This is a genomic window from Jeotgalibaca sp. MA1X17-3, assembly GCF_021513155.1.
Taxonomy (GTDB): Bacteria; Bacillota; Bacilli; order Lactobacillales; family Aerococcaceae; genus Jeotgalibaca.
The window spans coordinates 1245457-1261855 of record NZ_CP090983.1 but is presented as its reverse complement, the minus strand read 5'-3'; the positions used below and the strand labels follow the sequence as shown (position 1 = coordinate 1261855).

14 protein-coding genes and 4 pseudogenes are annotated in these 16399 nt (G+C 34.2%); 4 read left to right on the top strand and 14 right to left on the bottom strand.

The features are described 5' to 3' along the window. The first annotated feature begins 36 nt into the window (after positions 1-36). A complete protein-coding gene (locus tag LZ578_RS06325; RefSeq protein WP_235144279.1) occupies positions 37-1149 on the top strand; it encodes an aminopeptidase P family protein in 1113 nt (370 codons plus the stop codon). Between the two features lie 46 nt (positions 1150-1195). Here the strand turns inward: LZ578_RS06325 and LZ578_RS06320 are convergent, their stop codons facing one another. Together LZ578_RS06320 and LZ578_RS06315 are read right to left on the bottom strand one after the other, a co-directional pair. After that, the gene (locus LZ578_RS06320) at positions 1196-1666 is read right to left on the bottom strand and encodes a YtxH domain-containing protein (protein ID WP_235144278.1); all 471 of its coding nucleotides are present in this window, start codon (positions 1664-1666) and stop codon (positions 1196-1198) included. Between the two features lie 52 nt (positions 1667-1718). Next, positions 1719-2177 carry a DUF948 domain-containing protein gene (locus LZ578_RS06315; protein ID WP_235144277.1) on the bottom strand — a complete coding sequence of 153 codons (459 nt, stop codon included), beginning with the start codon at positions 2175-2177 and terminating at the stop codon, positions 1719-1721. A 226-nt stretch (positions 2178-2403) separates the two neighbouring features. On the opposite strand from LZ578_RS06315, the gene LZ578_RS06310 reads away from it, so the two are divergent. Further along, positions 2404-3306: a mechanosensitive ion channel family protein gene (locus LZ578_RS06310; RefSeq protein ID WP_235144276.1), complete on the top strand. Its 903-nt coding sequence runs from the start codon at positions 2404-2406 to the stop codon at positions 3304-3306. 50 nt (positions 3307-3356) lie between these two features. Here LZ578_RS06310 and cbpB read toward each other — a convergent pair whose 3' ends face one another. From cbpB to racE, 4 genes and pseudogenes are all read right to left on the bottom strand, one after another. After that, entirely contained in the window at positions 3357-3845 is a 489-nt protein-coding gene (cbpB, locus tag LZ578_RS06305; protein WP_235144275.1) for a cyclic-di-AMP-binding protein CbpB, read from the bottom strand. Between the two features lie 36 nt (positions 3846-3881). Beyond that, a complete protein-coding gene (locus LZ578_RS06300) occupies positions 3882-4400 on the bottom strand; it encodes a metallophosphoesterase (protein WP_235144274.1) in 519 nt (172 codons plus the stop codon). Between the two features lie 2 nt (positions 4401-4402). Beyond that, a pseudogene (locus LZ578_RS12700) lies at positions 4403-5008 on the bottom strand (XTP/dITP diphosphatase); the annotation flags it as partial. Positions 5009-5038: 30 nt separating this feature from the next. After that, a pseudogene (gene racE, locus LZ578_RS12695) lies at positions 5039-5841 on the bottom strand (glutamate racemase). Positions 5842-5953: 112 nt separating this feature from the next. Between racE and LZ578_RS06285 the strand changes: the two are divergent. After that, on the top strand, positions 5954-6256 hold the full coding sequence (locus LZ578_RS06285; RefSeq protein WP_235144272.1) for a hypothetical protein: 303 nt from the start codon (positions 5954-5956) through the stop codon (positions 6254-6256). A gap of 292 nt (positions 6257-6548) precedes the next feature. Here the strand turns inward: LZ578_RS06285 and trxA are convergent, their stop codons facing one another. From trxA to zapA, 4 genes and pseudogenes are all read right to left on the bottom strand, one after another. Beyond that, positions 6549-6866 carry a thioredoxin gene (trxA, locus tag LZ578_RS06280; protein ID WP_235144271.1) on the bottom strand — a complete coding sequence of 106 codons (318 nt, stop codon included), beginning with the start codon at positions 6864-6866 and terminating at the stop codon, positions 6549-6551. Between the two features lie 69 nt (positions 6867-6935). Next, positions 6936-9317 (bottom strand): annotated as a pseudogene (locus LZ578_RS06275) (endonuclease MutS2). A 40-nt stretch (positions 9318-9357) separates the two neighbouring features. Further along, complete coding sequence (locus LZ578_RS06270) at positions 9358-9903, bottom strand: CvpA family protein (RefSeq protein ID WP_235144270.1); 546 nt, start codon at positions 9901-9903, stop codon at positions 9358-9360. 36 nt (positions 9904-9939) lie between these two features. After that, on the bottom strand, positions 9940-10458 hold the full coding sequence (zapA, locus tag LZ578_RS06265; RefSeq protein WP_235144269.1) for a cell division protein ZapA: 519 nt from the start codon (positions 10456-10458) through the stop codon (positions 9940-9942). A gap of 155 nt (positions 10459-10613) precedes the next feature. Between zapA and rnhC the strand changes: the two genes are divergently transcribed. Then, positions 10614-11549, top strand: a complete 936-nt coding sequence (gene rnhC / locus LZ578_RS06260) for a ribonuclease HIII (protein ID WP_235144268.1) — start codon at positions 10614-10616, stop codon at positions 11547-11549. Between the two features lie 63 nt (positions 11550-11612). Here rnhC and pheT read toward each other — a convergent pair. From pheT to LZ578_RS06240, 4 genes and pseudogenes are all read right to left on the bottom strand, one after another. Next, positions 11613-14026, bottom strand: a pseudogene (gene pheT, locus LZ578_RS06255) (phenylalanine--tRNA ligase subunit beta). A gap of 3 nt (positions 14027-14029) precedes the next feature. Then, positions 14030-15079, bottom strand: a complete 1050-nt coding sequence (pheS, locus tag LZ578_RS06250) for a phenylalanine--tRNA ligase subunit alpha (protein WP_235144267.1) — start codon at positions 15077-15079, stop codon at positions 14030-14032. A 337-nt stretch (positions 15080-15416) separates the two neighbouring features. Continuing rightward, on the bottom strand, positions 15417-15743 hold the full coding sequence (locus LZ578_RS06245) for a helix-turn-helix domain-containing protein (RefSeq protein ID WP_235144266.1): 327 nt from the start codon (positions 15741-15743) through the stop codon (positions 15417-15419). Positions 15744-15805: 62 nt separating this feature from the next. After that, entirely contained in the window at positions 15806-16336 is a 531-nt protein-coding gene (locus LZ578_RS06240; protein WP_235144265.1) for an HD domain-containing protein, read from the bottom strand. Positions 16337-16399 lie beyond the last annotated feature (63 nt).

Sequence of the window (16399 nt, the reverse complement as noted above, 5' to 3'; positions counted from 1 at the left end):
TCTATATGTTATACTTTTATAAAAGGAGCTGAAAAGATGAAAAAACCTATACAAAAAATAATTAACAAAATGATGGAAGAAAATGTTGATATTGCTTTTTTTGATAATCCAAATACAGTTTATTTTTTAACCGGCTTTCGAAGCGATCCGCATGAAAGAATCTTGGCAACAATTATTTTAAAAAATGGTACTTCCTTTTTGTTCACACCTGCTTTAGACGAAAAAGATGCTAAAAATATTGTAGAAGATTTTGAAGTATTTAGCTATTTAGATACAGAAAACCCATGGGAAATTATTAAAAATAAACTTTCAAAAGAAAATCATTCTTTATTAAATTGGGCAATAGAAAAAAACTATCTTACTCTTTTGAAAAAGGAGTATTTAGAATCTGCTTTCCCTGAAAGTCATTATAACCATGATTTTTCTAATACTCTTGAACTTTTAAAATTACAAAAAAATCCTTCTGAACTTGAAAAAATGAAACAGGCAGGATATTGGGCTGACGAATCACTAAGAATTGGTGCAGAAACACTTAAAGTTGGAATCACTGAATTAGAAGTAGTAGCAAAGATTGAGTATGAATTAAAAAAACGCGGAATTAAGCAAATGAGTTTCGATACGATGGTTCTTTTTGGAAAAAATGCTGCTAGTCCTCATGGTGAACCAGGAAACAATCGGTTGGAGAAAGATCAATTTGTCCTATTTGATTTAGGTGTCGTACATAATGGCTATACAAGCGATGTCACCCGAACCTTATTCTTTGGTGATCAGCCAAGCGAACATCAAAGAGAGGTATATGAAACGGTACTAAAGGCTCATGATCAAGCGATGCAACAGGTACAGATTGGGATGACTGCAGAAGAGTTAGATGCAATTGCCCGTGATGTAATAACTAATAAAGGATATGGTGTCTACTTCAATCATCGACTGGGACATGGTTTAGGACAAAGTGTTCATGAATACCCTTCTATTATGTCCGGAAACAAGCTAAAATTAGATAAAAATATGTGTTTTTCAATCGAGCCAGGGATTTATATTACGGATGATGTTGGAGTTCGTATAGAAGATTGTGGATACTTAGATGAAGTAGGTTTCCATTCTTTTACTTCATTCCCAACAGATATAGATACATACAAGCATTTAAAATAAAAAAGAGCTAGGACAATTTCGTCCTAGCTCTTTTTTGAATGACTTTTTATGCTTTTATATCTTCTGCTGCTTTAGTTGCATCATCTACTACTTTTTCATTCACTGTAGAAGCTTCTTCTTTACCTTCTTCAGTAATTTGAGATGCCATCTCTTTAGCATCTGTTGCTTTTCCTTTTACATCATGAAAAGATTTATCTAATTCTGTTTTTGCTTTTTTAAAATCTTCAGACATGCTTTTAGATGTATCAGAAAACTGAGTTTTTAAATTAGCTGTTGTATCTTTCAAGTTAACTTTGATATCTCCTGTTGTTTCTTTAGCTACATCAACTAACTCATTACCTTTTTCAACTGCAATGTCAGCATAGTCATGAGCGCTATCCATTAAGTTATTTAATTCATTTGTAATGTCTTCACGTAATTCTTTTCCTGGTTTTGGAGCAAATAGTAAAGCAGTAACCGCTGCTGCTGCTCCCCCTATAATTGCTCCTAATACAAATCCGCCGTCATTTTTACTCATTTTGCATTTCTCCTTATAATCAATTTGAGATAATAAAATTCTTATCTATTTATTAGTATACAGTAATATCGCTATCTTTTAACTCTTTTTTCTCTTTTCGGCGACGATTTAATGTTGTTGCCGTTCTTCCTAACTTACTAATTGTGGAACTTTTTTTAGATTTTCCAGAACTTCCACTTGTAATGGTATTTGCTAAATTTCGGGTAGATTGATTTACATCTGAAACTGTAACACCTATATCCCCAACTGCAGTAAATAATGGATCAATTTTACTAATCTTACCATTTAAATCATCCATCAATGTATTCGTTTTATTCAATAAACCTTCTACTTCAATGGAAAGATTATCTACATCTTTAGTAATTATAGAAATACTACTATTTGCTTCTTCTGCAATTTTTGAAACATCATCTAATATTTTTGTTGCCTTTCGAATAGCAAGAACTAAAAAGACCACCAATACTACAAATGCTAATGCCGCTATTAAACCGGCTATTTCACCCCATGACATATACTAACCTCACTCCTTTTCATTTATTCGTAAATAGTCTTAAAAGTAGAAAATACTTTTTTCTATATACGTGATATGTTAATAAAATGATACCATAAGATTTTTGTTTATTCCATTGATACCCCTTTTAACAATCAATCATAATTGCTACTTTCTTTTTGACGACAAAGATAAATCATGATAGTCTGTTTTAGTGTTTACACAAAAATTACTAAGGAGGAAAAAAATGTTCATTTTAAGCAGTACGAATACTAATGCAGTAGATGATACTATACAAAACGTTGTAGAATCTTCAAATTATTTCATTAGATGGTGGGATAGTATCGAATGGTCCAGTGTTATTTCCGAAATAATCACAAAAGCAATCTATATTATTTTGATTCTTATTTTTTTTGCAATCTTAAAACGGGTAATTAAATCAGTCTTGAAACGAACATTCGAACGAAAAGGTCGAAGAATTATTACTTCAGAAAATCGTTCAGGAACTATTTATAAAATGCTAGACAATGCGGTTAGTTATATCATTGCCTTCTTTATCATTTATAGTGTTCTTTCTATTATCGGGATACCTGTGTCTACTTTACTGGCCGGAGCAGGAATAACTGGGATCGCAATTGGTCTAGGAGCTCAATCATTTATTAGTGATATTGTTAACGGGTTTTTTATTCTTTTAGAAAATCAATTTGATGCAGGTGATTCTGTAAAAATAGGTGATATATCAGGAAATATTGTGTCAATTGGTCTACGCTCCACACAAATTAAGGGATTTGATGGAACGTTATATTTTCTTCCGAATCATACAATTGAAGTAATCAGCAACTATTCCCGTAATGAAATGCGTGCAAATGTTGATTTGACGCTCTATCCAGATACAGATTTAGCTTTAATTAATTCTATTATGCAAAAAGTAGATGAAAAAACCATACCAAACCATCCTGAAATTATAAAGGGTCCTACTTATTTTGGACCTACGAATATAGGAAATGGTTTAATTTCCTACCAAATTATGTTTTATACATTAAATGGCGAACAGTTCCAAATCCAACATCTTTTCTTAAAGGAATACTTAGATGCATTCCAAAAAGCTGGAATCAAAATGCCTACTCCAAATATCATAAGAGAAGAATAGAAAATAAAAAAAGTGGTCGCAATGAAATTTGCAACCACTTTTTATTTTCTTTACTTTTTTATTCCAGCAAAATCTTTTGCAGTCAAATTATATTGACGATGCAATTCATGCACTAAATGATTCACACGTCCCAGAATTTCCTTTCTCGTAATAATTCCAAGAAATACTTCATTTTCATCTACAACACATAAAAAATTATTGTTTGTTAGTTTACGTAAAATGTCCTCTAAATCTGAAGTATTTAATATTGTAGGAACTTCTTTTCTCATTACTTCTTCTACTCGTAATTTTTCCATTTCTTCAAAACGAATGGCGTCAATTCCCATAATGGCATTAATAATCATAGGCATAGAAATCAATCCTTTTATATGAGACTGATTATCCAAAACGGGAATAGTGGAATACTTCACTTGAGAAAGAACTAGTAGCGCGTGATAAAGATTGTTATTGCAGTTTACATTTGCTACATTTTCACTACTAATAATAAAGTCACTGCCCTTTTCTTCAAGTAGTAATGTTTGGATTTCATTGCTAATCATTTTCCCCCACCTCATTCATCCATCTCTTTTTCATACTCATTTTTGGCGAGACCATGTTTCATTCCATGCCTGAAGCTCGGAGTGAGTATCATTAAACACTTGAATAGAGACTTTATCCTCTGTTACTTCCAAAAGACAATAGGTTTTTTCTTTTAATTGTCCTCTAGGTTGACTAATACTACCAGGATTTATTATAAATATTCCATCTTCTTTATCAAACTTCATAATATGAGTATGTCCATAAAAAATAAAATTCACGTTTTGATTTCTTGCTTCCTGTTTCAGTTGTTCCAGAGAATACTTCACTCCATGCTGATGACCATGAACCACTAGGTAGGGATACTCAATTTGATTATTCACATAAATATCCGGCATATTCCAATCAAAGTCACAATTACCTGATACAGTATCCATCGTATTCCAGATTGAATTGGAGCTATCTAGTTCAGAATCACCACAATGGACGAAAGCATCAACTTTCCCTATGTAACGTGATGCTATTTCATTTAGAATCTTACTATTTCCATGACTATCACTAACAATAATTAAACGCATTCTCACACCATCCATAAATCAATTTTTTCATTTAATTTTTTCATTGCAACAGCTCGATGACTTATTTCACTTTTTTCTTGATCAGTCAGTTCAGCCATTGTTTTGCCTAATTCTGGAATATAAAATAAAGGATCATAACCAAATCCATTATTTCCTGACGGAAACTTTGCTATCTCCCCTTCAATAACGCCTTCAACTACTAGGCTTTCTTTTTCAGGTCGGCTTAATACTAATGTACAATGAAAGTGAGCCGTTCGTGACACATGATTCATTTCACCAAGCATAGCAAGCACTTTCGCATTGTTTGCAGAATCACTTTTTTGTGGACCAGCAAAACGAGCAGAATATACTCCCGGTTGGCCTTCTAATGCATCCACTATAATTCCAGAATCGTCTGCTAATACTGGCAATCCAAATTCTTTACTAATTGTCTCCGCCTTCAGACGAGCATTTTCCTCAAATGTATATCCAGTTTCTTCTACATCAAGCACTTCAGGATAATCTAATAACGTTTCAATAATATAGCCTTTCGGTTCTAAAAGAAGAGAAAAATCTTTAGCTTTTCCTTTATTCCTAGTCGCAATTAATATCTTTTTTTGTTTTTCTATCATCTATTTTCTTCCTTTTTTAAAATGATTTTATAGTATAACTTTCTCAACAGTAAACTCTTTATTTTCTAGCCACTCTTCTGCAATTTCTCTAAACAAAAGAGGTGAACCGGTTGTATAAAAATGACGTTCTATTTTATTTTCGGGATTTGAATGAACAGCGAGTTCATAAGAATCGAGTAATGTACTGACTTCTGAAACCGTTTCTGCACCAGAATCAATTAACGTCACTGAGCTACCCATCACATTTTGAATCAGAGATCGTAGTAACGGATAATGAGTGCACCCCAAAATTAATGTATCTAAGTGAAGGTTTTTTAAAGGTTGCAAACTTTCTGAAACTACTTTTTTAGCAATAGAACTTTGTATTTGATTACTCTCTACAAGAGGAACAAACTTCGGACAACTAAGTCCAAATGTTTCAATACTTGTATCCTTTTCTTTTAATGTTTTTTCATATAATTTACTATCAATTGTTCCTTTTGTTCCAATTACTCCGATTCGATGATTCGTAGAGTACTTAATTGCTGCTCTACTTCCAGGCATAATTACCCCAATTACCGGGATATCTACTTGGTCACGTATTTCTTCTAATGCAACTGCTGTTGCTGTGTTACAAGCAATTACAAGCATTTTTATATTTTTTTTAATAAAAACTGAGTTAATTCCCACGTAAATCTACGTACTTCTTCAGGAGGTCTGGGACCGTATGGACATCGTGCGGAGTCACCAATATAATAAATTGATTCATTAGGTAACTGCTTCATCGCTTGTTTGACAACAGTTAGTCCCCCAACACCAGAATCCAAGAATCCAATTGCTTTTTTATTCATATTACCTTCCCTTACTAATTTATTCCTTCTCTTTTTATTATAACAAATATTCCGAAGAATCACCTTATTGTGATACAATGAATTGAAATCAGTAATAAAAGGAGGGGGAAATATGGAATATCAAGCAATTATTACCATTATGGATAGAGGTAAAAGTGGAAAAGCTATTGAGGCAGTACAGAAATCTGGTGCAAGCTCAGGAACCTTCTTAAAAGGTCGTGGATCTGGCCAACATGAAAAACAAACGATTCTTTCTGTAGCATTAGAACCCGAAAAAGATCTTTTGTTACTTGTTACTCCTGAATCACAAACCGAAGAAACCATTACAAATCTAGACCATTGCTTAAAAATCAGGGATCCAGGGAATGGAATTATGATTGGTATGAAAGTAAAAAGAGTACATGGAATTAGCTAAAAAAGGGCCGAAAACATTTTATTGTTTTCGGCTCCTTTTTAATTTTTTAATTCATTTCTTTTTTCTTCTTCACGCCAATTACTTACGTAGCGATATACAGGAATGAGAAGGAAAAAAAGTCCCATCCATTTTCGTGCATTTTTCATATGATCCCATCCTTTCAAAAAATAATTATCCTATTACTAGTATGCATGATTTATTATGTTTTTTCCATTATAAACCTAGTATACCTAGTAAAAAAGAAAGAACCTTGTCAGCTCATAGCTTCCAAGGTTCTTTTCAAACATTCTATTTACGCGTTCGTATATTTTTCAAGAATTTCTTCAAGAGCTTCTTTTGGCGTATATCCAACTAATTTTTCTACAACTTCTCCATCTTTTTTAACTAATAGAGTAGGAATTCCCATTATTCCAAATTCTTGAGGAGTAGATGGGTTTTCGTCTACATCCATTTTCATAAATTTAACTTTATCGCCTATTTCTGTATCCAACTCATCGATGATTGGAGATTGCATCCGGCAAGGTCCACACCATGTTGCCCAAAAATCTACTAATACTACACCTTCGTCTGTTTCTGTTTTAAATTCTGCATCTGTAATTGCTTTAACCATTATTATCCCCCTTTTTAATTTGTATACTCTTATTATAACAAAGCATAAAACAGACTGCTATTTTTCTGCTCAGCCTTTGAATATAACAACCGTTGCGCCATTCCCACCCGCATTTGGTGGTGAAAAGTGGAATGATTTTACTTGTGGATGTCTTTTTAGAGCATCTGTTACCCCTTCTCGAAGCGCTCCTGTTCCTTTTCCGTGAACAATCGTTACTTGGGGATAGCTTGCTAACAACGCTTCATCTAAATACTTGTCTAATGCTGCCAATGCATTTTCATATCGCTGTCCCCTCAGATCTAATTGAGTAGAAGCATGGCTATCAGAAGCCATTTTAACACTTGCAATTTTCCTCTTACTTCGACCCTTTTGTTGTACTGGCTCTTCTTCCAATTTTGTAAGCTGCGATTCTTTTATTTTCATCTTCATGATTCCCAGTTGAACAACCCATTCACCTGGTGAAGATTCATCCAATAACACTCCTCGCTAGCTAAATGCTTGTGCAAGTACTTCATCACCTGCTTGAAGACGTTTTTTTTCTTTTTCTTTTTGTAAAACTTTATTTTTTTCGAGTGGTTCTCCTTTTCGTAAATTTCCAAATTGTTTGCGTAAATCGATTAGCTCATGTTCTTTTACAGTTGTATTATTTTTGAGATTCAGTTGCATCTCTCTAATTTCTTGCATCAAAAACTCTGCTTCTTCACGAGTTGTGTCTACCATTTTATTTGCTTCGTTACGAGCCTCTTCTAAAAATTTCTCTTTAGACTCTTCAAATTTCTCTTTGTTAACCTTCAATTCTTTCAATAAACCTTCTGATTCAGATAATTCTTGATTGAGTCGAAGGGACTCTTGATCAACTTTACGACGTTTTTGTTCCAAATCTGCAATCATTTCATTTAGAACTTGACTATCTTCTTCAATAAACCCACTTGCTTGTTCAATAATTTGTTCGGGAAGACCAAGTCTTCTTGAAATATCAAACGCGTTACTTCTTCCTGGAACTCCAATTTGGAGTCGATAAGTAGGTGCTAGTGAAACAGAATCAAATTCCATACTAGCGTTGATAGTCGCGGGTCGATTGTATGCGTATAATTTTAATTCTGGATAGTGAGTAGTTGCCATGACGTAACTATTTTTACTACCTACATAATCTAAAATGGATACTGCCAGTGACGAACCTTCTTGAGGATCGGTACCAGATCCTAGTTCATCAAACAATACTAAACTTTTTTCATCTATTTGATCGATAATGGAAACAATATTTGTCATATGTGAAGAAAATGTGCTTAGGTTTTGTTCAATTGATTGCTCATCACCAATATCGGCAAAAATTTCGTTAAAAATACCAATTTGACTGTTTTCTGTAGCAGGAATCTGTAGTCCAGCTTGCCCCATTAATTGAATTATTCCTAAGGTTTTTAATGCGATTGTTTTTCCACCTGTATTGGGACCCGTTATAATAATGGATTGATATTCTTCACCTAAAATTAAATCATTTGGGACAACATCTTCTGGATCAATTAATGGATGGCGAGCATTCCAAATAGCAATATGGTTGTCTCCATTCAAGTGAGGCCTTGTCGCCTTCATACTGTCCGCGTAACGAGCTTTTGCATGGATAACGTCTAAATGGGTCAACACACCATTATTTAGCTGTAACTCATGAATGTACGGTTCTAATTCTGCTGAAATTTCATATAAAATCCGTTCTTCTTCTTGTTTTTCTTGTGCATGTAAAGAGCGAAGTTTATTATTCAAGTCTAATACTACTTGAGGTTCAATATAAAGAGTTTGCCCTGTTGCACTTTGGTCATGAACGACTCCACCAAAAGAATTTTTATGTTCTTGTCTCACTGGAATTACAAAACGATCATTTCGTATGGTCACAATTGCATCGCTCAGATATTGAGCTTTTTTCCCACGAATGATTTCATCAAGCTTCGATCGAATAGATGATTCATTAGTTCGGATTGCATTACGAATTCGATTTAGTTCTACACTAGCTTCATTTAATAGTTCCCCATCATCTGAAACAGAAGAAATAATTCTTTTACGAACATCAGGTAAATCAATCAACTGTTCTACAATTTCTGTTAGACGATTAAATTCAACTTCATTTTCCTCAAACCAACGGAAAAAATCGACTACTTCTTTAGTAGTACGTAAGACCCTACCAATTTTAGCCGTTTCTTTTCCATTTAGGGATCCACCAATTTGTAATCTTTTTAAATGCATTCGTATATCTTTCAAGCGTGGAATTGGTAATCCACCTTTCAAACGAACTACTTTGCATCCATCTTCTGTCTCATCTTGTAATATTCGTACATTTTCGATGTTAGGAGACGGTAGTAAGGAAAGAATTTCTGCTTTACCACTTTCAGTAGATGCATGTTTCATTAACTGATGTTTTATTTTATCAAATTCAAGTGTTTTTAAGATTTTAGAATTCAACCTCATCACCCCTTTACTGGTTGAATTAATATTTTTGAGATTAGGAAATCATTCCTACCCACCAATTAAAAATGGTTTTAGAAAGATACGGTGTATTCGAAATAATCCATGTTGCTAACTTACTTTGATCTAATAAATTCTGTATAAAATCCAGAGGAATCAAAGTCAAAAAATACAGCAAGAGGAAAATTCCAGCATACTGCATAACGAACCCTAAAATACCTCCACCGATAGAATTTACCTGTTTAATAATTGGTAGAAAAGTAAGTGATGAAAGCATATGCCCTACAATCCGAGTTAAAAACCAACCTATTACGATAATAATTAAGAATCCTAATGCATTATAAAAAGCGACATCTAAATGTAAGACTTGTAATTCACTATAAAAAGGCATACTTTCACCAATTCCTGGTTGGGGATATGGAACAAGCATTTCTAGCTTATCCGCAATCCTTACATAATACTCACGTGCTGTAAAAAAAGTAACTATATACCCTACTGTATAAATCAATTGTAAAAGAAGTCCTCTTCTTACTCCAGAATAAATACCAATAAACAAAATGAACATAATAATCAACGTTAACATAAAATCACCTTTTCTCCTGTGGGCCGTTAGTCTTGTTTAACGTGCTCTCTCTTTTTTCTTCGAATAAGGAGGAATCTCTTTATTCTCTCTTTTATCTTTCATATTAGCTCTTTGCAAAACTACTCCAGATGTCGTCGTCGGCCTGACAAAACGTGAGGAAGCTTTTTTTTGCTTCCTAGGAGAAATTTGTTTTTTCTCAATTTTTTCTTGTTCAACCGGTTCGATTAGAATCTTTGCTTGGGAAACATTTGCTTCTGATTGATTTAAATTTTGTATCTTTTTTTGCTGAGTTTCATTTATTTTTTCTAATTTAGTGATAATTTCTTTTAAATGTTCGACTTCTTCCTGTTTTTCAATCATTTCTGAAATCGTATTAATAGTGACCAAAACTGATCGTTGTTCAACATCCAAAGCAGGCATTGCTTCTTTAATTTGCATGATTTTACTGTTAACTATCTCAGATACTGCTTGTAAATGCATCGCTGGCTTCTTCGCTAAAATCGTATAATTTCTACCTGCGATTTTTGTTTTAAAGCGACGTTTATTGTCCGTCATGTTCCATCCTCCTTGTAATACTACATCTAATATATTTTACCATGTTTTAATTGACATTACAGTAAAAACAACTGGTTGATTTTATTGTATCTTTTTTTCATGAATAATCCTCCTTATGTTAGAATAGAAATATTAATAAAAAAGGAGTCTCATACATGTCACAAATGGTAATTCAAATAGATAAAAAAATACTTTCAAAAATGAAGTCATACTATTCTTCCTCAATGGTTTCCTCTATTCCCTACAGTGTCTTTACTGCTAAAAAAAATGACACTACTATTACTGCATACAAATCAGGAAAAGTTCTTTTCCAAGGGAAAAATGCTGAAAAAGAAGCAAGCAACTGGCAAAGTCTCGATCAACCTTCGTTAAAAAAAGGTGTATCTAAACCTTCTAGAACCGCTTCCTCTTCTTCACTTCCAGATCATTTTTCTGAGTGGTCTATTATAGGTAGTGATGAAGTTGGAAATGGAAGTTACTTTGGTTCCCTTCCCGTTTGTGCTGTCTATGCACCTAAGGAACAGCACTCCCTTTTAAAATCATTAGGCGTACGTGATTCCAAGAATTTAAACGATCAACAAATTATCCAAATTGCAAAACAGCTAGAAACACAAGTACTGTATGCTCTTACCGTTGTGACTCCTCAAAAGTACAATGAAATCCAACCAACTATGTCACAAGGGAAAATGAAAGCAATTTTACACAATCACACATTATTAAAGCTTCTCAAACAAATAGATCCTATTCATCCAGAAGCAATTCTAATTGATCAGTTTGAATTACCTTCTACATACAAAAAACATATTGAGGATGAAGAGAAACAAATTCTCGAGAATGTCTATTTTAAAACAAAAGCCGAATCAAGTCATTTAGCAGTTGCAGCAGCCTCGATTATTGCTCGTTATCATTTCTTAAAATCACTGGATGAACTTTCAGAAGAAGTTGGAATCCGACTTCCCAGTGGTGCTGGAATTCAAAGTGATCGAGTTGCTGCTAAAATCTATAACCGCTATGGTATGGAAGGTCTTGAAAGGACAGCAAAAATCCATTTTGCTAATACACAAAAAGCAATTGTTTTAAGTAAAGAATAGACATACTTCAAAATTTCTTCAAAAAAATAGGACAAGGGCGAAAACGCCTCTGTCCTATTTTTTCTATCGAATAATCGCACCTAATTCTTCTTGTAAAGCTTCCACTACTTTTTCAACAGATGGATGAATATCCTCATCCGTTAATGTAGCATTTGGATTCAAGTACGAAAGGGAATACGCCATTGATTTCATTCCATCAGCAATTCCTTTTCCTTGATAAATATCAAAAAGTTGAATATCTGTTAGATATTTTCCAGCATATTTTGTAATTATTTTAGCAATGTCTTGATGAGTTATAGTTTCTTCCACTAATATTGCCAAGTCACGATTCGTCCCTGGATATTTTGGAATGGTTTGTTGGGTAACTATTTCTCTATCTTCATTTAAGAGAAGATCCATATTTAATTCAAATGCATACATTTCAGCTAAGTCATATTCTTTTGCCGTATTTGGATGAATTTGTCCGACATACCCAATTATGTTTTCATTTAGATAAATATGAGCAGTCCTGCCTGGATGCATCCAATCCATTTTCTCCGTAGCTTCAAAACGAATCTTTTCGTTTACACCTAAAAGGGTAAAGTATTCCTCGATGATTCCTTTCGCATAATAAAAATCAACTGTTTCCGATTCGGTTTGCCAATTTTTTTGTTGTGTTAATCCACTCAGTACTCCTGCAATCCGTTCTGATTCTTCAGGAAGGCGTTCTCCCTTTCTAGGAAGGAATATTTTTCCAATTTCATAAAATTGAATATCAGAATTTTTTCTAGCCATATTGTAGGATGCATTTTCTAGTAGACTAGACAGTAAGTTTACTCGCAAGGTACTATGATCTTCACTCATTGGCCAAGCTAATTTTACTGCTTGATCACCATCTTGGGAATACTGAATTGCTTTTTCAGCAGTAGTCAGTACATAACTAATATTTTGTGTGAGTCCAGCTGCCTCCATATAATTACGTGACATACGTACTAGTGTTTGTTGAGCTGTTAACTCACCAGGAATAGATGGTGTAACTGGCAAAGTAGAAGGAAGACGATCATATCCATAAATACGGGCTACTTCTTCTATAATATCTGCTTCAATAGAAATATCCCATCTTCGAGGCGGAATAGAAATAACTATTTTATTATTTACCATTGTATGTTCAAAGCTTAGTTGGTTTAAAATCGTATCTACCTGATCTTGATCAATATCGGTTCCTAATGTACGATTAATTTTTTCTAGAGTAATCGAAACTTCTTGATTTTTTGAAACAAAAGAAGTTGCCGCTGCAGTACCTTCTACAATGGTACCACCCGCCAGCTCATGCATCATTTGAGCAGCATGTTGACCAGCTTCTTGAATGGTACCGGTATTGATTCCTTTTTCAAAGCGTGCGCTCGATTCACTTCGTAAATTAAATTTAGCTCCTGTTCTGCGAATGGATACGGCCTCGAACATAGCAAATTCAAGTGCTACTGTAACCGTTTCTTCTGTTATTTCAGAATCATGTCCTCCCATTACTCCAGCTAATGCTATGGGTTGTGTACCATTCGTAATAACAATATCAGAAGGATTCATTATTCGCTCAACACCATCTAACGTTTTCAAGCTTTCTCCTTCTGCTGCCCGACGAACTTTAATTTCTTTTGATCCAATTTTATCGTAATCAAATGCGTGCAACGGTTAGCCATATTCCATAAGGATATAGTTAGTAATATCAACTACATTATTTACAGGACGCATTCCTGCATTCATTAGTTTTGTTTGTAACCACAACGGACTTTCTTTTACTCGTACATTATTTATTACTTGAATATAGTATGCAGGTGTATCCACTTCATTTTCTACTTCAACTTGGATATATTGGTCAATCGTACCTTTTTTTCTGAAGTTTCTTTTGCAGGAAACTGGATTTCTTTTCCATAAATAGCTGCAACTTCATGAGCAACTCCTCTCATACTTAGGGCATCTGCTCGGTTAGGTGTGATATCTAAATCAAGAATAGAATCATCCAAATCCAAGAGTGAAAGTGGATTTTCTCCCGGTGTAGCACTACTTGGAAGCACATAGATTCCTTCTGTATATTTTTTAGGAATAACACTATCTGAATAACCTAACTCATCTAACGAACAGATCATTCCATTAGAAACTTCACCACGAATTTTACCTTTTTTAATTTTAGTGTTTCCAGAAATACGAGCCCCATGAAGAGCAACAATGACCTTTTGACCTTCAGCAATATTGGGTGCTCCACAAATAATTTGGATGGGTTCATCAGTTCCTACATTTACTAAACATTTTTTCAAATGGTCACTTTCTGGTAGTTTTTCTACTTGTAGTGCTTCTCCAACAACCAGCTTTGATAGCCCTTTTCCAGGTGTTAACAAATCGTCTACCTCGATACCGGTTCTAGACATTTTTTCAGCAAGTTCGGAAGGAGTAATTCCCTCCAAATTAATATATTCTTTTAACCATTTATAAGAAACTTTCATCGATTACTGCTCCTTTACTTTGAATTGATTCAAGAACCGGATATCATTTTGATAGAAATGACGAATATCATCAATCCCATATTTCAGCATAGCCACACGTTCTGGCCCCATACCAAAAGCAAATCCAGAATATTTTGTTGAATCTATTCCAGACATTTCTAATACATTTGGGTGGACAATTCCAGATCCTAAAATTTCAATCCAACCGGTTCCTTTACATACATTACATCCAGTTCCGCCACACTTAAAGCAACTCACGTCTACTTCAACAGATGGTTCGGTAAAAGGAAAATAACTAGGACGTAATCGAATTTCACGGTCATCACCAAATAACTTTTTAGCAAATAAGTCTAAAGTACCTTTCAAATCTGCTAAGGTAACTCCTTCCGCAATCACTAACCCTTCAATTTGAGTAAATTGATGGGAATGTGTTGCATCATCATTATCTCGACGATAAACCTTTCCAGGACTAATCATTTTTAGTGGGCCTTTAGAAAAATCGTGTTTTTCCATTGTACGAGCCTGAACCGGAGAAGTATGCGTACGTAACAACACTTCATCTGAAATATAAAAAGTATCTTGCATATCTCGAGCTGGATGATCTTTTGGTAGATTCATTCTTTCGAAGTTGTACTCATCTAATTCCACTTCTGGACCATCAACAATTTGGTATCCCATCCCTAAAAATAAATCTTCAATTTCTTCAAGAATTTGAGTAAGGACATGTTTGGTACCCATTTGTACTTGTTTACCAGGTAACGTTACATCTATTTTTTCCTTTTGAATATCTTCTGCTAATTTTTGTGTTTCTAAATTTTCTCGAATAGTCTGGATGGTTGCACTTAGTTCGTCACGAATATCATTCGCTAATGTACCAATCACCGGTCGTTCTTCTGGAGATAGATTTTTCATCCCTCTCAAGGCTTCTGTAATTGGTCCTTTTTTCCCTAAATAGGCAACTCGAAAATCATTTAGTTCTTTCAAGTTTTCAGAGTTTTTAATCTTTTCTAATGCTTGCAATCGAAGTCCTTCTAACTTCTCTTTTAGTTCCATATTGATCCCTCTCCGTCTAAAAAATTGTATAAAAAAATACCCCATCCCTGGTAAGGGACGAGATATCGTGGTACCACCCTTTTTTTGTTCCTCAAAGAAGAACAACACTTCATTTTCTAACGACTTTTTAAGCCGAAACTTTTTTCATTGCAAAAGCAATTCCCAAAGTTTGCTCCGGGAGTGAAGTTCCAATGATTCCTTTTTAATTTGCTTTCAGTCTAAGGCAAATATTCCCTGTAAAAAGTTATCTAATGGATTTTCCCATCAACGCTTTATCTATATTTATATAGCTATATGTATAGTAAGAATGTAACAGGAAAAGAGAAAGTCGTCAAGACTAGGCTTTCATCCATTTATCAGACCAACGCTGGACTTCTTTCATTACATCATTCAAATCTTTTCCTTTTTCAGTCAGGCTGTAAAGAACTTTTACAGGTCCATCCATCCGTTCTGTACGAAGGACAATTCCTTCGTCCTCTAACTCTTTTAGTCTTTCCACTAAAACTCGATCACTAACTCCTTTTATCTGCTCCGATAATTCTTTAAACCTTCTATCGCCTAATAAAAGAACTTCGATAATTAAACCAGACCATTTTTTTCCGATAATTAAAAAAGTTTTTTCGAATTTTGGACAGATACATTCCTCACCTTTTAAAGCTTCCATCTATATCACCTCACGATAATAGTAAATCATGATTAAAATTCAGACAATGACACAATCCTTCGTCAAAAGGTGATTGAGTTGGCTAAAATACTTGATTTGATTGAAGCCCATTTACTTCTGAAATTTTTCTTTGATTTAACAAGAGTTGGGGCCATTGCTTCATGGCAAGCACAATACTTATCAACCATGGTCACAACAAAACTCTCTTTATATTTTGGTAGGGCCATTGTTGCTCCCCACATATGTTTTATAATGATATCTTTTTCTAGATCAGACAAAACCGTTAACTTTTCGGCATTTGCACAAGCGATACGAGGATGCATGTAGGCATGTGTTCCTTCATCAAACTTCGTTGTTCTCCAGTCATAATAAAATAGATCATGGAGCAAACCAGCACGTGCAATTGCTCGTTTATCGAGTTTAAATTTCCTAGCAATACAAAAACTATGGTAGGAAACAGAAATGGAGTGTTCTAAGCGAGTGCTGTGATAGTGTTGGGTAATTTCTTCTAATTTTTTAACTTCTTCTCTTTCGAGTAAATCCGTCACGTATAAAAGAAATTCTTCATCTTTCTTCCAATCATTCATACTCATTCATTCGTCTCCTCTTATTAAGTGTACGGGGTATATTATACAACAAATAGAAGAATTGAAAAG

Coding starts and splice junctions, on each gene's coding strand:
- rnhC (WP_235144268.1), top strand. CDS start 10,614: ATGTCACAAATGGTAATTCAAATAGATAAAAAAATACTTTCAAAAATG.
- cbpB (WP_235144275.1), bottom strand. CDS start 3,845: ATGATTAGCAATGAAATCCAAACATTACTACTTGAAGAAAAGGGCAGT.
- LZ578_RS06310 (WP_235144276.1), top strand. CDS start 2,404: ATGTTCATTTTAAGCAGTACGAATACTAATGCAGTAGATGATACTATA.
- LZ578_RS06245 (WP_235144266.1), bottom strand. CDS start 15,743: ATGGAAGCTTTAAAAGGTGAGGAATGTATCTGTCCAAAATTCGAAAAA.
- LZ578_RS06300 (WP_235144274.1), bottom strand. CDS start 4,400: ATGCGTTTAATTATTGTTAGTGATAGTCATGGAAATAGTAAGATTCTA.
- LZ578_RS06240 (WP_235144265.1), bottom strand. CDS start 16,336: ATGAGTATGAATGATTGGAAGAAAGATGAAGAATTTCTTTTATACGTG.
- LZ578_RS06270 (WP_235144270.1), bottom strand. CDS start 9,903: ATGTTAACGTTGATTATTATGTTCATTTTGTTTATTGGTATTTATTCT.
- LZ578_RS06320 (WP_235144278.1), bottom strand. CDS start 1,666: ATGAGTAAAAATGACGGCGGATTTGTATTAGGAGCAATTATAGGGGGA.
- pheS (WP_235144267.1), bottom strand. CDS start 15,079: ATGGAACTAAAAGAGAAGTTAGAAGGACTTCGATTGCAAGCATTAGAA.
- LZ578_RS06285 (WP_235144272.1), top strand. CDS start 5,954: ATGGAATATCAAGCAATTATTACCATTATGGATAGAGGTAAAAGTGGA.
- trxA (WP_235144271.1), bottom strand. CDS start 6,866: ATGGTTAAAGCAATTACAGATGCAGAATTTAAAACAGAAACAGACGAA.
- LZ578_RS06315 (WP_235144277.1), bottom strand. CDS start 2,177: ATGTCATGGGGTGAAATAGCCGGTTTAATAGCGGCATTAGCATTTGTA.
- LZ578_RS06325 (WP_235144279.1), top strand. CDS start 37: ATGAAAAAACCTATACAAAAAATAATTAACAAAATGATGGAAGAAAAT.
- zapA (WP_235144269.1), bottom strand. CDS start 10,458: ATGACGGACAATAAACGTCGCTTTAAAACAAAAATCGCAGGTAGAAAT.